Below are 18,946 nucleotides of genomic sequence, written 5' to 3'. Positions count from 1 at the left end.
TCCCGAATAACTACATTCCTTTGAAAAGACGCGACTTTGTAGGACTCACTGGCCTGGCCGCCGGTGCCCTCTTTCTCCCCGGCTTCCCCAGTCTGGGCGGCACCCTGGTTGACCCGGCCCGCCTGCTGGAACCCGGCCTCGACCCCGCCCAGAAAAAGCGCCTCGCCGACGCGGCCCTCAACACCGCCAAAAGCGCCGGGGCCAGCTACGCCGACGTCCGCATTGGCCGCTACCTCAACCAAAGCATTTTCACCCGCGAAAAGCAGGTGCAAAACATTGCCAGCGGCGAGAGTTTTGGGGCCGGCGTGCGGGTGCTGGCCAATGGCACCTGGGGCTTTGCCGCCACCAACACCGTGACCGAAGCCGGCCTGGCCAAAGCCGCCCAGTTGGCCGTGGCCATCGCCAAAGCCAACGCGAAGGTGCAGAAGGAAAAGGTGCAGCTGGCCCCGCAAAAAGGCTTTGGCGAGGTGAGCTGGAAAACGCCCATTCAACAGAATTCCTTCGAGGTGCCCGTGGCCCAGAAGGTGGAGCTGCTGCTGGCCGCCAACGCCAAGGCGACGGACAACGGCGCGAGCTTCGTCAATTCTTCGCTGTTCCAAATCAATGAGCAGAAGTACTTTGCCAGCACCGACGGCTCGTACATCGACCAGGACGTGCACCGCATCTGGCCCACGTTTTCGGTCACGGCCATCGACCGGACCACGGGCAAATTCCGAAGCCGCGACGCGCTAAGCTCGCCCATGGGCCTGGGCTACGAGTACCTCACGCCCAAAGCCGCCGACAAGATTCCGGGCGCGGCCGGCACCGGCCTCATCGGCTACCGCAACTCCTACGATATACTGGAAGATGCCGCCCTAGCCGCCAAGCAGGTGAAGGAAAAACTCACGGCCAAGTCCGTGACGGCCGGCAAGTACGACCTCGTGCTCGACCCCAACCACCTAGGCCTGACCATCCACGAAAGTGTGGGCCACCCCACGGAGCTCGACCGCGTGCTGGGCTACGAGGCCAACTACGCCGGCACCAGCTTTGCCACCTTAGAGTGGAAGGCCAAGAATATTCCCTACGGCTCAAAGCTGGTCAACATTGTGGCCGATAAGCTGCAGCCCGGCTCACTGGGCGCGGTGGGCTACGACGACGAAGGCGTGAAAGCCAAGCGCTGGGACCTCATCAAGGAAGGCACGCTGGTGAACTACCAGAAAATCCGCGACCAGGCGCACATCGTCGGCCAGACCGAATCGGACGGGTGCTGCTACGCCGATTCCTGGGACTCGGTGCAGTTTCAGCGCATGCCCAACGTGAGCCTGCAGCCCGGCAAAGCCAAGCTGAGCGTGGACGAGATGATTAAAAACGTGGACAAAGGCATTTACATCGCCGGACGCGGCTCCTACTCCATCGACCAGCAGCGCTACAACTTCCAGTTCGGCGGGCAGGTGTTCTACGCCATCGAGAAAGGCCAGATTGCGGGCATGATTGAGGACGTGGCTTACCAGGCCAACACCCAGGAATTCTGGAACTCCTGCGCCGCCATCTGCGACGAGTCGGACTATCGGTTGTTCGGCTCGTTCTTCGATGGCAAAGGCCAGCCCAGCCAGGTTTCGGCCGTTAGCCACGGCTCGGCCACCACGCGCTTTAATGGCGTGAACGTGATTAACACGGCCCGTAAAATCGGTTAATCGAACGACTCTGTAAGAACGTCATGCCGAGCGTAGCCGAGGCATCTCGCGTGCCGCAGTAACCCCAATCGTTGAACGAGGCGAGCGAGATGCCTCGGCTACGCTCGGCATGACGTTCTGATTTCATCCAGCATCTCCACATTAAAAAATCATGGCCATTCTCTCCAAAGACGAAGCCCAGACCATCCTTAAGAAAGTCCTCAGCTTCAGCACCGCCGACGAGTGCGAGGTGACGCTCAACGGCAACAGCGGCGGCAACGTGCGCTCGGCGCGCAACTCCATCAGCACGGCCGGGGCCAGCGACAATGTGTCGCTGGCCGTGCAGTCGCGCTTTGGCAAGCGCAGTGGGCTGGCTACCTGCAATGAATTTGACGAAGCCAGCCTGCGCCGCTGCGTGCAGCGGGCCGAGGAAATTGCCAAGCTCGCCCCCGAAAGCCCGGAGTACGTGCCGCTGCTCGGGCCGCAGACGTACCTGGCCTCGCCGGGCTCGTTTGCCGCGCGCACGGCCGCCATCACCCCCGACTACCGGGCCGAGCAAATCGGGGCCAGCATGGCGCTCTGCGACCAGAAAAAGCTCAGCTCCGCCGGGTTCTTTAGCGACTCGTCGGGCTTCGTGGCCAAGCGCAATTCCAAAGGTCTGGAGGCCTACCAGCAGCTGACGAGCGTGGATTTTTCCATCTCGGTGCGCACACCGGATGGCACGGGCTCGGGCTACGCCATTGCCAACTACACCGATTTGGCCAGGTTCGACGCGGCCCGCCTCACGCGGGTGGCGGCCGATAAGGCGGCTTCCTCGGTGAATGCCAAGGCCATTGAGCCCGGCAAGTATACCGTGATTCTGGAGCCCGCCGCAGCCGTCGATTTGCTGAGCAACATGATGGACGCTATGGACGCCCGCAACGCCGACGAGGGCCGTAGCTTCCTTAGCAAAAAGGGCGGCGGCAACAAGAAAGGCGAAAAGGTTTTCGATGAGCGGGTGACCATCTACTCCGACCCCACCCACCCCGACGTGCCCGACCTGACGTTTGCCGGCGACGGCCGCCCCCAGAAAAAGGTGACGTGGGTGGAAAAGGGCGTGGTGAAGAACCTCTATACCTCACGCTTCTGGGCGCAAAAGTCCGGCGTACCGGACATCGCACCTCCCGGCGGCTGGATTATGGCCGGCGGCACCCAAAGCACCGCCGACCTCATCAAGGGCACGGCCAAGGGCATTCTGGTCACGCGCCTCTACTACATCCGCGCCGTGGACCCGCAGACGCTGCTCTACACCGGCCTCACGCGCGACGGCACGTTCTACATTGAAAACGGCGTCATCAAATTCCCGGTCAAAAACTTCCGCTTCAACGAGAGCCCGGTGATTATGCTCAACAACCTGGAAGCCATTGGCAAGCCGGTGCGGTTGGGCGGCAACCTGGTGCCGCCGCTCAAGATTCGGGACTTCACCTTCACCAGTTTGTCCGACGCGGTGTAGGTTGTAGCGTGGACTCTGCGAGTCCGCGTGATTCATGGTCGACTTTGCTAATTTTCAAACAACGCTTTCTCCAGCTTTTAATACAGACCCATGCGCGGACTCGCAGAGTCCACGCTACATTTCAACCATATGAAAAGACGCGACTTTGTGGGACTGACCGGCTTGGCGGCCGGCGCCCTCTTCCTGCCCAGCTTTCCCAGCCTGGGCGGCATTTCGGTTGACCCCGCCCGCCTGCTGGAGCCCGGTGCGGACGTAATCGTAAAAAAACGCCTGGCCGACGCCGGCCTCAACGCGGCCAAAGCCGCCGGGGCCAGCTACGCCGATGTGCGCATTGGCCGCTACCTCAACCAGAGCGTGTTTACCCGCGAGAAGCAGGTGCAGGGCATTGCCAGCACCGAAAGCTATGGCGTGGGCGTGCGCGTGATTGCCAACGGCACCTGGGGCTTCGCCTCGACCAACATCGTGACCGAAGCCGGCATTGCCAAGGTCGCCCAGCTGGCCGTGCAGATTGCTAAGGCCAACTCCAAAGTGCAGAAGGAGAAAGTGCAGCTGGCCCCGCAAAAAGGGTTTGGGGAGGTGAGCTGGAAAGCACCTATTCAGCAAAATGCGTTTGAAGTTCCGATTAAGGACAAGGTTGATTTGTTGCTGAGCGTCAATGCCAAAGCGTTGGACTTGGGCGTGTCCTTTATCAACTCGATTCTGTCGCAAGTGAACGAGCAGAAGTACTTTGCCAGCACCGACGGCTCGTACATCGACCAGGACATTCACCGGATTTACCCGTCGTTTGGCGTAACGGCCATTGACCGGACCAGCGGCAAATTCCGGTCGCGGCAGGCCCTTAGCTCGCCCATGGGCCTGGGCTACGAATACCTAACGCCCAAGGCCGCCGACAAAGTCGCGGGACCATCGGGCTCGAACATCGTGGGCTACAAGAATAGCTACGACATGCTCGAAGACGTGGCCGCCGCCGCCAAGCAGGTGAAGGAAAAGCTCACGGCCAAGTCCGTGACGCCCGGCAAGTACGACCTCGTGCTCGACCCGCATCACCTGGGCCTGACCATCCATGAATCCGTCGGCCACCCGCTGGAGCTGGACCGCGTGCTGGGCTACGAAGCCAACTTCGCCGGCACCTCGTTCGCGACGCTGGAGTGGAAGGCGAAAAACATTCCGTACGGCTCAAAAATCGTCAATATCGTGGCCGACAAGCTGCAGCCCGGCAGCCTGGGCGCGGTGGGCTACGACGACGAAGGCGTGAAAACCAAGCAGTGGAACCTCATCCAAGAAGGCCGTCTGGTGGATTATGAGAAAATCCGGGACCAGGCGCACATGGTGGGCCAGAAGGAGTCCGACGGCTGCTGCTACTCGCAGTCGTGGCAGGACGTGCAGTTTCAGCGCATGCCCAACGTGAGCCTGCAGCCCGGCAAAGCCAAGCTGAGCGTGGACGAGCTGGTGAAGAACGTGGACAAGGGCATCTACATCGCCGGCAACGGCTCGTTCTCGATTGACCAGCAGCGCTATAACTTCCAGTTCGGCGGGCAGGTGTTTTACGCCATCGAGAAGGGCCAGATTACGGGCATGCTGGAGGACGTGGCCTACCAGGCCAACACCCAGGAGTTCTGGAACTCCTGCAACGCGATTTGCGACGAGTCAGATTACCGCCTCTTTGGCGCCTTCAACGATGGTAAGGGCCAGCCCAGCCAGAGCTCGGCGGTGAGCCACGGGTCGAGCACCACGCGCTTCAACGGCGTGAACGTGATTAACACGGCCCGGAAAATCGGCTAGCGTATTGCCCTAGAGAACGTCATGCTGAGCTTGCCGAAGCATCTCTACCGCTTCGTTGCAACAGTGTATACTTGCGTAGTAGAGATGCTTCGACAAGCTCAGCATTACGTTCTGATTTAACTCACCAAATCAGCTAATTGAAATCATGGCCATTCTCTCCAAAGACGAAGCCCAGACCATCCTCAGGAAAGTACTCAGCTTCAGCACCGCCGATGAGTGCGACGCGACGCTGAACGGCAGCACGGGCGGCAACGTGCGCTCGGCGCGCAACTCCATCAGCACGGCCGGAGCCAGCGACAACGTGTCGCTGGCCGTGGAAAGCCGCTTTGGCAAACGCGCCGGCACCGCGACGTGCAACGAGTTCGACGAAGCCACTTTGCGCCGCTGCGTGCAGCGGGCCGAAGAAATTGCCCGCCTCGCGCCGGAAAGCCCGGAGTACATGCCGCTGCTCGGGCCGCAGGCTTACCTGGACGGCAACCGCTCGTTTGCCGCCGCCACGGCCGCGATTGACCCCGATTATCGGGCCAGGCAAATTGGGGCCAGCATGGCGCTGTGCGACCAGAAAAAGCTCAGCTCCGCCGCGTTTCTTAACGACTCGGTGGGCTTCGTGGCCAAACGCAATTCCAAAGGCCTGGAGGCGTACCAGCAGCTTTCCAACATCACCTTCAGCGTGACAGTGCGCACGCCGGACGGCACCGGCTCGGGCTACGCCTCGGGCGATTACGTGGACGCCGCCAAGTTCGACGCGGCCCGCTTCACGAAAATCGCGGCTGATAAAGCGGCGTCTTCGATGAAGGCCCGCGCCATTGAGCCGGGCAAGTACACCGTGATTCTGGAGCCCAACGCGCTGCTCTCTAACGTCGACACTTCGCTAATTGGGGCGCTCATGCAAAGCCTCGACGCCCGCAATGCCGACGAAGGCCGCAGCTTCCTGAGCAAAAAGGGCGGCGGCAATCGCAAGGGCGAAAAGATGTTTGATGAGCGGGTCACCATCTACTCCGACCCCCTGAACCCGGATATCAGCGACCTGACGTTCAGCGGCGACGGGCGGCCCCTGCAGCGCACGACCTGGATTGACAAGGGCGTGGTGAAAAACCTCTACGCCTCGCGCTACTGGGCCCAGAAAGCCGGCATCCCCGACCTGCCCCGGCCCAACGGCTGGATAATGGAAGGCGGTACCCAAAGCACCGCCGACCTCATCAAGGGCACCGCCAAAGGTATTCTGGTGACGCGCCTGTGGTACATCCGCCCCGTCGACCCCCAGACGCTGCTTTTTACCGGCCTCACCCGCGACGGCACGTTCTACATCGAGAACGGTCAAATCAAGTTCCCAGTGAAGAACTTCCGCTTCAACGAAAGCCCGGTGATTATGCTCAATAACATTGAAGCCATCGGGAAGCCGGTGCGCCTGAATGGCAATTTGGTGCCCCCGCTCAAGATTCGCGACTTCACCTTCACCAGCTTGTCGGACGCGGTTTAGCAACTGTTTATTCGGGCTGCAAATCCCTGAATCCGCTGGGTTCAGGGATTTTTTGCGTTCGAACGGCTATGCGCGGGCAACCACGAGCCTGGAGGTTGCATCTGGCCGGTTGACGGCATGGCGCGGGACGCTATATTGCACCATCTTTCCTCCTTTCTATTCTGCATGAAGTACCACTTATTCACCGCTGCCACGGGTTTGCTGATGGCCTTCGGGCCGGCGGCCACCGCCCAGCGCCTCACCGGCAAGGTGCTCGATGCCAGCACCGGCCAGCCGGTGCCTTACGCCAGCATCTCGGTGCTGAACTCGCCGCAGGGCACCACCAGCAATGCCGAGGGCGAGTTTGAGCTGGGTGCCGTGGCGCTGCCGGGCAAGCTGGTGGTGTCGGAGCTGGGCCACCAGCGCGACACGGTGGCCGTGGCCACGGCCGGGCCGCTGCAAATCCGGCTGCGGCCGGCTTCGGTGCTGCTGCCCGAGGTGCAGGTGGGCAGCTACCTCGGTGACTTGATTGCGCAGGCCTACCGGCAGATGCGCCGCACCCACGACCGCAAGCTCTACGGCCAGGCTTTCTACAGGCAAATCACTCGCATTGCCGGTGATGCTACCGAAGTGCAGGAAATGGTGTGGGACGCCGCCACCAACAATGCGGGCATGGATGGCAGCGCCTTCGCCCACGGCCGCTTCGCTAAAAAGAAAGCGAATCTGAGCTTCAACAACTTTTCCATCTACACCAAAATGGTCGGTTTCAATATGAAGGATGACAGCCTCACTCAAAGGGGCATTGTGGGCCTGAATGTCGCTCGATACTACAAGCTGTCTTTGATTAGCGTAACGCAGAGTGGCAACCAGCACTTGGTTGAGATTGGCTTCGACAGCAGGCCCGGCCTTGCCCCCCTCACGACCAAGGGCAGCCTCATTATTGACGAGGCCACTCACCAGATTTTGCATGTGCGCTTTGAAACTCCCGGTCTGATTTCCATTAAGATAAACAATCCAGTGATGAAATTCAAGGGCCAGCATTCGGTCTTCGAAATGGACTTCCAGCCGACCCCAAATGGTGCTGTGCTTAACTATATTAAGATAGATTATCAAGCCGCCGTGACAAGTCCGCTGCAACGCAGCGTTGCCATCCAGGCCACTTCCTTCACCTACTTCTACAACAGCCGGCCCACCCCCGATGCCCGCGTGACCTACGCCCCGGTAAAGGGCGGTGAAGTCGATTTGGCGCTCATCAAGCAAACCACTTACGACCCGGCTTTCTGGCAGAATAACGCGGTGGTGAAACGCACCCCGCTGGAGGAACAAGTCATGAAATCCTTTGAGCAAAAGGGCGCTTTCGGCACTATGCTCACGCCATAACTTGTAGCGCGGAATCTGCGAGTCCACGCCTTGGCGAATGGCCAGGTGTTTTCCAATCAACCCATGCGCGGACTCGCAGAGTCCACGCTACACTTCACCTTTTTTTCCTGCACCAATGAAGAGACGCGACTTTGTGGGGCTGACCAGCCTTGCCGCCGGAGCCTTGTTTTTGCCGAGCCTACCGGGCTTCGGCTACACCGCCGTGGACCCCGCCCGCCTGCTGGAGCCGGGCGCGGATGTTATCGTGAAAAAGCGGCTGGCCGACGCGGCGCTGAATGCCGCCAAAACGGCCGGGGCCGACTACGCCGACGTGCGCATTGGCCGCTCCCTCAACCAGTACGTGTTCACGCGTGAGAAGCAGGTGCAGAACATTGTGAGTACCGAGAGCTACGGCGTGGGCATTCGGGTGCTGGTGAACGGCTGCTGGGGCTTTGCCTCGACCAGCGTGGTGACCGAGGCCAGCCTGGCCGCCACCGCCCGCGTGGCCGTCGATATTGCCAAGGCCAACCGCCTGGTGATGAAGGTGCCCGTGCAACTGGCCGCCCAGCAGGGCTATGGTGAAGTGAGCTGGAAAACGCCCATTCAGCAAAGCGCCTTCGAGGTGCCCGTGAAACAGAAAGTGGATTTGCTGCTGGCTGCCAACGCCGCCGCGCTGGATGGCGGGGCCAACTACATCAACTCTGCCATTTTTCAGGTGAACGAGCAGAAGTATTTTGCCAGCACCGACGGCTCGTACATCGACCAGGACGTGCACCGGCTCTGGCCCACGTTTTCGGCCACGGCCGTGGACACGAAAACCGGAAAATTCCGCTCGCGGGAGGCGCTGAGCGCGCCGGTGGGTCTGGGCTACGAGTACCTCACGCCCAGCGCGGCCGAGCAGATTGCCGGCCCGGCCGGCACCGGCACGGTGGGCTACAAGCTGCGCTACGACATGCTGGCCGACGCTGCCATGGCCGGCAAGCAGGCCAAAGCCAAGCTGACCATGAAATCCGTGACGCCCGGTAAATACGACCTCGTGCTCGACCCCAGCCACCTGGGCCTGACCATCCACGAAAGCGTGGGCCACCCCACGGAGCTCGACCGCGTGCTGGGCTACGAGGCCAACTTTGCCGGCACCAGCTTCGCCACTCTGGAGTGGAAAGCCAAAAACCTGCCCTACGGCTCGAAGGCGGTAAACATCGTGGCCGACAAGCTGCAACCCGGCTCGGTGGGCGCGGTGGGCTTCGACGACGAGGGCGTGAAAACCCGCGAGTGGGACCTCATCAAGGACGGCAAGCTGGTGAACTACCAGAAAATCCGGGACCAGGCGCACATCGTGGGCCAGAAGGAGTCGGACGGCTGCGCCTACGCACAGTCGTGGGAGGACGTGCAGTTCCAGCGCATGCCCAACGTGAGCCTGCGCCCCGGCACCGCTAAAATGAGCGTGGATGAAATGATTAAGGGCGTGGACAAGGGCATTTACATTGCCGGCGCGGGCTCTTTTTCCATTGACCAGCAACGGTTTAATTTTCAGTTTGGCGGGCAGTTGTTTTTTGCCATCGAGAAGGGCAAAATCACGGAGCCGCTCGAAGACGTGGCGTACCAGTCGAACACCCAGGAGTTTTGGGGCGCTTGCGCGGGCAGCTGCGACCAGTCAGACTACCGCATTTTCGGCACTTTTTTCGATGGCAAAGGCCAGCCGTCGCAGGTGTCATCGGTGAGCCACGGCTCGGCCACCACGCGCTTCAACGGCGTGAACGTCATCAACACGGCGCGGAAGGTTTAACCCAAAAAAACCTCACCCCCAGCCCCCTCTCCCATGGAGAGGGGGAGCCTGACGATTTTAATCACCGGTTTCTTTAGAAGCATAACCGGTGTCCCCTCTCCACGGGAGAGGGGGTCAGGGGGTGAGGTTCCGCTGCCCGAATGTCCCAATCTTCAATTTCTGCAAATCCAATCATCATGGCTATTCTCTCCAAAGACGAAGCCCAGACGCTCCTCAAAAAAGTCCTCGCTTACAGCACTGCCGATGAGTGCGCGGTGTCGCTGAACGGGCGCACCATGGGCAACATTCGCTACGCCCGCAACAGCGTGAGCACGGCCGGCGCGGCCGATACCGTGTCGCTGGCCGTGGAGTCGCGCTTCGGCAAACGCTCCGGCATTGCCACCTGCAACGAGTTCGACGACGCGGCCCTGAAGCGCTGCGTGCAGCGGGCCGAAGAAATTGCCAAGCTCGCCCCCGAAAGCCCGGAGTACGTGCCGATGCTGGGTCCCCAAACCTTTTTGAGCCCGCCCTCGGCGGCTACTACGCAGCTCACCGCCGCTACCCGCGCCCAGGCCGCGGCCGACAGCATGGCCCTGTGCGCCGCCAAAAACCTGACCGCCGCCGGCTTTCTGGATGGCGGCACCCGGTTTCAAGCCCTGCGCAACTCCAAGGGCCTGGAGGCCTACCAACAGTCCACCAACACCGACTTTTCGGTAACGGTGCGCACCGCCGACGGCCGCGGCTCGGGCTACGCCATTGCCGACGTGACGGACCCGGCCAAGCTCAACGCCAAAGCCCTCACCCAGCGTGCCGCCGACAAAGCCCTGGGCTCGGTGAATGCCAAGGCCATCGAGCCCGGCAAGTACACCGTGATTCTGGAGCCCGCCGCCCTCATGGACGGCGGCGACTTGTCGCTGCTCGGCGGCCTGATGTACGGCCTCGACGCCCGCTCGGCTGATGAAGGCCGGAGCTTCATGACCAAAAAAGGCGGTGGCAACCGCAAGGGCGAGAAGCTGTTTGATGAGCGCATCAACATTTACTCCGACCCCATGAACGCCGAGGTGCCCGGCAGCGCCTTCGACGGCGAGGGCCTGCCCACCAAGCGCCTGAGCTGGATTGAGAAAGGCGTAGTGAAGCAGCTATACTACTCCCGCTTCTGGGCCGAGAAAAACAAGGTGGCTGCCACGGCTTTTCCCAGCGGTTTCATCATGGCGGGCGGCACCCAAAGCACCGCCGACCTCATTAAGGGCACAGCCAAGGGCATCTTAGTCACGCGCCTCTGGTACATCCGCGAAGTCGACCCGCAGACGCTGCTCTACACCGGCCTGACCCGGGACGGAACGTTCTACATCGAGAACGGGAAAATCAAGTTCCCCATCAAGAACCTGCGCTTCAACGAGAGCCCCATCATCATGCTCAACAACATCGAGGCCATCGGCCGGCCCCAGCGCCTGGCCGGCTGCCTGATTCCACCGCTCAAGATTCGCGACTTCACGTTCACGAGCTTGTCGGACGCTGTTTAGGGGATTGCAATAATCGTTTGTCATCCTGAGCGAAGCGAAGGACCCTATCACGTTGGTGCCGATTGCAATTACTGCAGAAAGCTCAGCGGTGATAAGGTCCTTCGCTCTGCTCAGGATGACAAACGATTCACGTATTCTTAAGCCTACTTCTTGCCAAACTGAAGCGCGGCGTACACCTGAAACACCCGGTTTTGCAGCCGCGGGTCGTTGATGCCGGACAGGTTTTTCGCGTCATTAATGTCGTTGAGGCCAGCGACCAGGCGGCCGCCCAGCGATAGACTACCGCCCAGCTTGAGGCCCACGCCACCCACCACGCTAAAATCGTTGCGCTTGAACTCGCTGGTGGCCGGGCGCGACTCGTTGCCATAAGCCGGCTTGCCATCGGCGGTGAAGCCCACCTGCATGGTGCCCGATTGATTGGCGCTGAGCAGCACCCCAAATTGCGGCCCGGCCTCCACGAACACCGGCCCGAGCGTGAGCTTGGCCAGCACGGGCACCGTGAGGTAGTGCAGTTTGCTGTCGTAGTTGGTAAAGGCTGATTTCAGGTTGCCGCCGGCCACCGAATACTGCACTTCGGGCTGAATGGAGAGCGGCCCGAACAGGTTGGCTTCGTAGAAGGCCCCGACGTGGTAAAACGGCCTATATGAAGTACTTTCGCCGTCGCGGCCGGTCAGCTCCGCCACGTTCAGCCCGCCTTTAATCCCGAACTGGGCCTGGGCCAGCGGCGTAATGAGCAAACTCAGCACGCCAATAATCAGGAGCTTTTTCATAGGGCGTAGGGGGGTGTGATGAGGACGATGAACGGCGGGCGGCCGATGATTCAGCAGTAGCTTAGCCGACGATAGCCCGGTTGAATAATCCGTAAAAATAGCTACTGCACCGGCCAGCCAATAGGTTGCGCACTGGCTTGATGCTAAAATATCGAGTTCTGCACCGACTTCAACGGGCATAATTCAACGCCAAAGCAACCCGTTTATTTTTAGTCCGACTATCGCTCAAGCGCCCGGCTTACTCGTCCTCGTTTTTTTTTACGCTTCTACTTCGTTCTCTGTGCCCGCTGCCCCTTTCACTTTTGTGCGCCTGAAGTACCACTCCGGCGACTGGGACGCCGTGGACGAGCGCATGCCGGCCAACCTGCTGCACTCACTAGTGCAGTACACCAAAGTGCCCATTGCCCCCAAAGAAAAAGTAGTGGCCCTGGATAGTCCGGAGCTGTTCAATTACCCATTCTGCTACCTCTCGGGCCACCGGCTGGTGCAGTTTTCTGGTGCTGAGAAACAGAATTTTACCCAATACGTTCGCAACGGCGGCTTTGTGTTCGTCGACGACTGCAATCACGATATCGACGGCCTGTTTGCCCGCTCTTTTGAGGAGCAGATGCGCCAGTGCTTCGGGGCCAGTGCCCTGAAGAAAATCCCCAAAACCCACCCGATTTATTCCCAGTTTTTCACCTTCAAAGACGGCCCGCCCAACACCGGCTTCGAGCTGAATGGCTGGGGCGACGACCTCGTGCACGACTACCTGAAAGCCGTGGAAATAAAGGGCCGCATCGGCGTGCTTTACTCCAACAAAGACTACGGCTGCGAGTGGGATTACGACTTCCGCAACAAGCGTTTTTTGGCGGAGGACAACACCAAGTTTGGGGTAAATATTCTGCTGTACGCGCTGACGTGACGATTTGCTTTAATGGCACGTCATGCCGAGCGCAGCCGAGGCATCTCGCTTGTGGCAGTAATCAAAATCACTGCAAAAATCGATTTAGTAGTACACGCGAGATGCCTCGGCTGCGCTCGGCATGACGTACTTGCAATACGACTTTATACCCCCCATGACCGAACAAGAAGTAAACACCCTCCTAGCCAAGCTGCCGGTTCTCAAAGCCGAAATCGCCAAGGTTATCGTGGGCCAGGAAACTGTGTTGGATGAAGTGCTGGTGGCCTTGCTGGCCGGCGGCCATGCACTGCTGGAAGGCGTGCCCGGCCTGGCCAAGACGCTGCTGGTGCGCACGCTGGCCGCCGCCACCGATTTGCCCTTCCGCCGCATCCAGTTCACGCCCGACCTGATGCCGACCGACATCCTCGGCACCGAAGTATTGGAAGAAGACCACGGCACCGGCCACCGCTCGTTCAAATTCAACCCCGGCCCTATTTTCGCCAGCCTGGTGCTGGCCGATGAAATCAACCGGACGCCGCCCAAAACCCAGGCCGCCCTGCTGGAGGCCATGCAGGAAGGCCACGTCACCTACGCCGGGCAGGAGCACGCGCTGCCCAAGCCGTTCTTCCTGCTGGCCACCCAAAACCCCATCGAGCAAAGCGGCACCTACCCCCTGCCCGAGGCCCAGCTCGACCGGTTTTTGCTGTATGTGCGCATCGGCTACCCCACCGCCGAGGAGGAGCTGGCCGTGCTGCGCGGCACCACCGGCGCGGCGGGCCAGGCCGTGCAGCCGGTGCTGGGCGGCGCCGATATCCGTGCCCTGCAGGCCCTTGTGCGCCAGGTCAGCTTCAGCCCCGAGCTGATGGATTTTGTGAACCGACTGGTGCGGGCCACGCGGCCAGCTACTTCGGAAGTGAAATTTATTAAGGACTACGGACGCTGGGGTGCGGGACCACGAGCCGGGCAGGCCCTGATACTTTGCGCCAAAGCGCGGGCCCTGCTGCACGGCCGCTTCGCCGCTACGCTGGAGGACATTCGCACGCTGGCCCCGCCGGTGTTGCGCCACCGGGTGCTACTGAATTTCAACGCCGAAGCCGAGAATCTGACGACGGATGATGCGGTGGTGGAATTACTGAAAGCGGTTCAGGTTTGATTGAACGTCGTTGATTAAACGTGTTCAGTTGAACGTCATGTCGAGCGCAGCCGAGACATCTCGCGTGCCGAAGTAATTCAATCGTTCAATGATGCGAGCGAGATGTCTCGGCTACGCTCGACATGACGTTCTTTTAGCTCACTGCTCACTGTTAACTGCTCCCTAAAATTGCTCTCCCCCGAACTTCTGCACGGCCTGCGCAACCTGTCCCTGGCGGCCCGGCAAGTGGCCGAAGGGTTCCTCAACGGCGCGCACGCCAGCCGGCGGCACGGCGCGGGCATGGAGTTCAGCCAGTACCGCCCCTACCAACCCGGCGACGACCTGCGCCGCCTGGATTGGCGCCTGGCCGCCCGCTCGGACCGCTACTATTTGCGCGAGTCCGAAATCGACACCAGCCTGACCGTGCATTTGCTGCTCGATGCCAGCGCCAGCATGAACCACCGCGACGACAACGGCCTCACCAAGCTCGACTACGCCCGGCTGCTGCTAGCCTCGCTGGCCTACCTCGCCACTCAGCAAGGCGATGCCGTGGGCCTCACCATTCTTAGTCCCACCGGCTTGCGCCATTTGCCGCCCCGCGCCGATGCCCGCCAACTCCCCCGCCTCTACCACGCCCTCGAAACCGTTGAGGCCGCCGGGAGCTTCCCCGACCATGCGACCCTGGCCCCGCTCACGGCCCGGCGGCAGCGAGCGCTCACCGTGTGCGTGAGTGATTTGTACGAGTCCGAAGCTGAAATCAGCACCCTGCTCACCCGCCTGCGGGCTACCAGCGGCGACGTACTATTGCTGCATTTATTATCTCATAACGAGCTCACATTCAGCTACCAGGGCGCGGTTACTTTCCGGGATTTAGAGAGCGGCCAAACCCTGCAGATTGATGCCGACCAGCAACGGCCGGCTTACCAGCAACAATTGCAGCAGTGGCTGCGCGACACCGCCCAAACGGCCCGCCGCCAAGGCTTCGACTACCATCAGCTCAGCACTGCCGAGCCGCTGGATGGAGCCATTCGGGAGTTTCTGCGAAAACGCAAAAATAGTTAAAGGTGAAAGGTTAAAACAGCTAATGTTTTCACCTATTCCTTTTGCTTTTTAACTCTCAACTTTTAACTTTTAACTTCACTTGTTCACGCTCCTCAATCCATTTGCGCTGCTGGCCCTGCTAGGCCTTTTGGTGCCGGTGGCCATTCACCTATGGAACCGCCGGCCGGGCCGCGAAGTGGCCGTGGGCAGCCTGCGCTGGCTGGCCGCCGGGGCCAACCGCCGTCTGCGCAACCTGAAGCTGGAGCAGGTGTGGCTTTTGCTGCTCCGCGCCGCGCTGCTGGCCGTGCTGGCCCTGGCCGTGGCCGAGCCCGTGTGGCGGCAGCTCCAGCCCGCCAGCCGGGGCCAGGTACTGCTGAGCCCCGAGGTGCTGGGCACGCCCGCTTTCACGGCCCTGCGGCCAACCATCGACTCGCTGCGGCGTCGGGGCTACGTGGTGCGCTGGCTGGCCGCTGAGTTTGCCCGTGTGCCAAGAGGTACCTGGCGAGCCGATTCGGCAGTTCGGCGCGGTGGCTCACCAAACGGAGTGGTAATGGGCTCCGACCAGCCAGAACGATTCGCTTGGGCGCGGGTGCGGCAGGCCGCTGACGTATTTCCGGGCCAGCCGCTTTTCGTGGTGACATCGGCGGCAGTGCGGAATTTCCAAGGAATTCACCCACCGCTACCCGCTGCTGTGACTTGGCAAATGCTCCCCAATAGTGTTGTCAAAATCTGGCTGCAGGCCGCTGCCCTGCACCGCGATAGCCTGCAGTTGCTGCTGGGCCAAAGCGACGAGACGCGGACTTCATTTCGGCTGGTTTCGGTGGCCCGGCCCCAGCCGGGTGCGCAGTTGCGCGTGGCCGGGTTGCCGCCGTTGCAGTTTGAGAATGGCGCAACGGGAAGCCTATTGAAACCGTTGGGAGCTGCTGAGGACTCCTTGGCAAATCCAGAGTTGACCATCCCAGTACGCACCCAGCCTTTGCGCGTGGTTATCTACGCAACAGCTGGTTACGCGTCTGATGCGCGCTACTTGCGAGCGGGCCTACGGGCCGCGGCCGTGGGCCTGCCCGTGCCGTTGGCCCTCACCACGACTGCCCAAATTCCGGTTTCAACTATGCCTGCCGATTGGCTTTTCTGGCTGAGTGATGCGCCCCTGCCCGCCGCCTGGCGTACCGCAGCGGGCAAGGGCACCAAAATCTGGCAGGAAACCCGCGGCGCGGGCGTGGCCGATACGGCAACCCTGGCAACCAACGAAGCTGAAGCAGCGGCAGTCGCCGTGTTTCGACGGGACGATATTACGCCCATGAAAACGGCCCGGCCGCTGTGGACGGATGGCCAGGGACGACCCGTGCTCACGCGCCAAGCGCAGGACGCTGGTGCGATTTACCAACTTCACACTCGCCTGAACCCAGCGTGGAGTGAGTTGGGCGACGACCCCACCCTGCCCGCCCGCCTGCTGGCGCTACTGCAACCAGCACTTACCGACGACCTTCCTTCCGCCGAAGCAGCCCTCGACCAAGCGCTGGCAACCCACGACCAACGCACCCTTGACCCCACGCAGCTTTTCGGTGGCAATGCTACTCCAACCAAAACCAGCCCGCCCGCACCGCCAGCGTTTCGCGTCACCGATTTGCGGCCGTGGCTGGTGCTGGCAGCCGGGCTGCTGTTCCTGCTCGAGCGCCTGCTGGCTCGCCGGCGGGAAGTCCGGATATTGTCTTCGCCGCTATTATGAGCCAGGTAATTGATTCTTCGCCAACGGTGACTGTAAACCAGGCCCGGCAGGCAGTACGGGCGGTGGGCCAACGCTACGTGGCCCGGCGGGTGGCGGCAGTGCTGCTGCCCGCGCTGGCCGGAGCCGCGCTGCTGGCAGTAATGGGCCGGCAGTGGCCGGCGGCGGGGCCAGCGTTGGTGGCGGCGGCCGGCCTGGGTTTGGCTTTGATTGGATGGCAACTCTGGCCCTTACGTCTGGTGCAGCTGGCCACCACCGCGCCCCGGCTCGACCGGCAGTTTGCGGAGCTGGAGGACAGCACTGGCCTGCTACTGCGTAACCCGGCCGACCTAAACCTCCTGGAACAGCTGCAGCAGCAGCGGGTGGCCCGGCGCGTGGCCGAGCTGCGCACGGCCGATGCCCTGACCTTGCCCGTGGATTTTCGAAAAGCCACTTGGCTAATGGGAATACTGCTAATAGCCAGTGCCGTAGCCTGGTGGTGGCCAGCGGCACGGGCCAAAAAACAGCCTGCCGGCGTACCCATTCACTTTTCCAGTCCCGGCAAACCCACGGTTGCGGGTCAGGCGGTGCCCCGCATCACCGAAACGCAATTGCGGGTGACCCCGCCGGCCTACACGCGCCTGCCGGCTTTTGCCCCGGCGCAGGGCTCGTTTCAGTGTTCGCAGGAAGCGCGGGTACGCTGGCAGGTGCGCGTGAGCAGCAATAGCAAAGCTGTACCTGAGCTGGAGCTGGGCCGGCAGCGGGTGAAGCTGCGACCCGTGGCCGGGCAGCCCGGCGCGTTTTTCACCGAGCAGCTGCTGACAACTTCCACCCTTTATCGGCTACGATTTGCGGGCACGGTTTCGGATGATTACGCCATTGATGTACGGGCCGACCAGGCCCCGGTGCTGCGCATCATCACCCCCAAATCCTATACGCTGGTGGCCGCCATTGGCCAACGGCCCGAGGTGCCGATACGCGCCAGTGTGCGCGATGACTACGGCCTGAGCCGGGCTGAGCTGGTTATCACCGTAGCCCAGGGCCAAGGCGAGGCCGTGAAATTTCGGGAAGTGCGGCGCGATTTGAGCGCGGACCTGGGCGGCAATACCGCGCAGGCCACGCTCATTAGCCAACTCAAACTGCCCCAATTGGGCCTGACCTACGGCGACGAGCTTTACTTCTACCTCACCGCCCACGACAACCACGGCCACTCTACTCGCACCGACGCCTACCTCGTGCAGTGGCAGGACACGGCCGTGGCCGACAGCCCCACCGACCTGGGCATGGGCGTGAAAGTGGCCCCGGCCTACTTCCGCAGCGAGCGCCAGATTATCATCGACACCGAAAAGCTCATCGCCGAAAAGCCTAAGCTCGATGCCGCCACCGTGGCCAGCCGCGCCAATGCCCTGGGCTTCGACCAGCAGAGCCTGCGCCTGCGCTACGGCAAGTTTATGGGCGAAGAATCCGAAGCCGGCATCGGGGCCCAGGCGCCGCGTTCGCCCATTGCCGAAGACGAGGACGCGCCCGCCAGCCCCACCGCCGAGGCCCCGGAACAGCACGATGAGCACGACGGCCACGACCACGGCAGCGCGCCGGTTTCGCCCGCCAAAGCCTCTCCCACCGCCGAAACCGACGCCCTGATGGAGCCCTACATTCACAAGCACGACGACTCCGAAACGGCCGACTTCCTGGAGCCCGCCGTGAAGGCCAAGCTCCGCGCCGTGCTCGACCAGATGTGGGCCGCCGAGCTGCGCCTACGCACCGGCCAGCTCAAGGAAGCCCTCCCCTACGAGTACCGCGCCCTGCGCCTGCTCAAGCAAGTGCAGCAGCAAACCCGCGCCTTCGTCAAGAAGGCCGGGTTCACGCCGCCGCCCATGCCCGAAGCCACCCTGCGCCTCACCGGCGAGCTGGCCGGGGCCGCCGTGCCCCGCCGCCAGCAAACGCTGCCCGCCCCTGCCTCCCAGCCCGCCGTGCGCGCTGCCCTGCGCTGGCTGGCGGCCGCCGATAATGGCCTGTCCGGCCGCCCCGCCGATGCCGCGCTGCTCGACCAGGCCGGCACTGTGCTGGCCGGCGCGGCGCTCAGCCGGCCGGGCGCGTACCTGCCGGCCTTGCGAGCCCTGCGCGAGTTGGGGGCCGACGTCCGGGCCGGCCGCCCAACCCGCGCCGCCGCCCGCCAGCCCGTGGCCCGCGCCCTCACCGACTTGCTGGCTGCGCCCACACCCTCACCACCCACCATACCCGCGCCCAACCGACTGGCCCGGCGCTACTTTCAGGAATTAAGCCGCTAGTCCGTTGCCCACTCTGCCCCCGAATCCTATTCCTATGTTCAGACACGACCTCTTAATTTAGGTCAATGAAGGAAAGGAGTGGAGTAAGATTCTAA

The 18,946-nt window shown here is 61.9% G+C and carries 13 protein-coding genes; 12 read left to right on the top strand and 1 reads right to left on the bottom strand.

Going from position 1 to position 18,946, the window contains the following annotated elements; translation table 11 throughout:
* Positions 1 to 20: 20 nt before the first annotated feature.
* The 7 genes from IEW17_RS03740 (at position 21) to IEW17_RS03710 (ending at position 11,032) form a co-directional block, all read left to right on the top strand.
* Entirely contained in the window at positions 21 to 1,673 is a 1,653-nt protein-coding gene (locus IEW17_RS03740; RefSeq protein ID WP_188560686.1) for a TldD/PmbA family protein, read from the top strand.
* A gap of 151 nt (positions 1,674 to 1,824) precedes the next feature.
* On the top strand, positions 1,825 to 3,144 hold the full coding sequence (locus tag IEW17_RS03735) for a TldD/PmbA family protein (RefSeq protein WP_188560685.1): 1,320 nt from the start codon (positions 1,825 to 1,827) through the stop codon (positions 3,142 to 3,144).
* Positions 3,145 to 3,273: 129 nt separating this feature from the next.
* Entirely contained in the window at positions 3,274 to 4,926 is a 1,653-nt protein-coding gene (locus IEW17_RS03730) for a TldD/PmbA family protein (protein ID WP_188560684.1), read from the top strand.
* 145 nt (positions 4,927 to 5,071) lie between these two features.
* Positions 5,072 to 6,406: a TldD/PmbA family protein gene (locus IEW17_RS03725; protein WP_188560683.1), complete on the top strand. Its 1,335-nt coding sequence runs from the start codon at positions 5,072 to 5,074 to the stop codon at positions 6,404 to 6,406.
* Positions 6,407 to 6,571: 165 nt separating this feature from the next.
* Entirely contained in the window at positions 6,572 to 7,765 is a 1,194-nt protein-coding gene (locus IEW17_RS03720; protein WP_188560682.1) for a carboxypeptidase-like regulatory domain-containing protein, read from the top strand.
* A 115-nt stretch (positions 7,766 to 7,880) separates the two neighbouring features.
* On the top strand, positions 7,881 to 9,530 hold the full coding sequence (locus tag IEW17_RS03715) for a TldD/PmbA family protein (protein ID WP_188560681.1): 1,650 nt from the start codon (positions 7,881 to 7,883) through the stop codon (positions 9,528 to 9,530).
* 176 nt (positions 9,531 to 9,706) lie between these two features.
* Positions 9,707 to 11,032, top strand: coding sequence for a TldD/PmbA family protein (locus tag IEW17_RS03710; RefSeq protein WP_188560680.1), 1,326 nt, complete (start codon positions 9,707 to 9,709; stop codon positions 11,030 to 11,032).
* Between the two features lie 143 nt (positions 11,033 to 11,175).
* Here the strand turns inward: IEW17_RS03710 and IEW17_RS03705 are convergent, their stop codons facing one another.
* Positions 11,176 to 11,802: a porin family protein gene (locus IEW17_RS03705; RefSeq protein WP_188560679.1), complete on the bottom strand. Its 627-nt coding sequence runs from the start codon at positions 11,800 to 11,802 to the stop codon at positions 11,176 to 11,178.
* Positions 11,803 to 12,082: 280 nt separating this feature from the next.
* Here IEW17_RS03705 and IEW17_RS03700 point away from each other — a divergent pair, with 280 nt between their 5' ends.
* The 5 genes from IEW17_RS03700 to IEW17_RS03680 all read left to right on the top strand — a co-directional run bounded on the left by IEW17_RS03700 (position 12,083) and on the right by IEW17_RS03680 (position 18,851).
* Entirely contained in the window at positions 12,083 to 12,706 is a 624-nt protein-coding gene (locus IEW17_RS03700) for a DUF4159 domain-containing protein (RefSeq protein ID WP_188560678.1), read from the top strand.
* Positions 12,707 to 12,860: 154 nt separating this feature from the next.
* The gene (locus IEW17_RS03695; protein WP_188560677.1) at positions 12,861 to 13,838 is read left to right on the top strand and encodes an AAA family ATPase; all 978 of its coding nucleotides are present in this window, start codon (positions 12,861 to 12,863) and stop codon (positions 13,836 to 13,838) included.
* A gap of 168 nt (positions 13,839 to 14,006) precedes the next feature.
* Positions 14,007 to 14,879 carry a DUF58 domain-containing protein gene (locus IEW17_RS03690; protein WP_229748793.1) on the top strand — a complete coding sequence of 291 codons (873 nt, stop codon included), beginning with the start codon at positions 14,007 to 14,009 and terminating at the stop codon, positions 14,877 to 14,879.
* A gap of 79 nt (positions 14,880 to 14,958) precedes the next feature.
* Positions 14,959 to 16,587: a BatA domain-containing protein gene (locus IEW17_RS03685; RefSeq protein ID WP_188560676.1), complete on the top strand. Its 1,629-nt coding sequence runs from the start codon at positions 14,959 to 14,961 to the stop codon at positions 16,585 to 16,587.
* Complete coding sequence (locus IEW17_RS03680; RefSeq protein ID WP_229748792.1) at positions 16,584 to 18,851, top strand: DUF4175 domain-containing protein; 2,268 nt, start codon at positions 16,584 to 16,586, stop codon at positions 18,849 to 18,851. Before IEW17_RS03685 ends, IEW17_RS03680 begins: the two co-directional genes overlap by 4 nt.
* Positions 18,852 to 18,946: the final 95 nt, after the last annotated feature.

The organism is Hymenobacter frigidus (genome assembly GCF_014640435.1).
In the GTDB taxonomy this organism is placed as follows: domain Bacteria; phylum Bacteroidota; class Bacteroidia; order Cytophagales; family Hymenobacteraceae; genus Hymenobacter; species Hymenobacter frigidus.
Note: the sequence above shows the minus strand (reverse complement) of the source record. Positions and strands in the feature narration are given on the sequence as shown.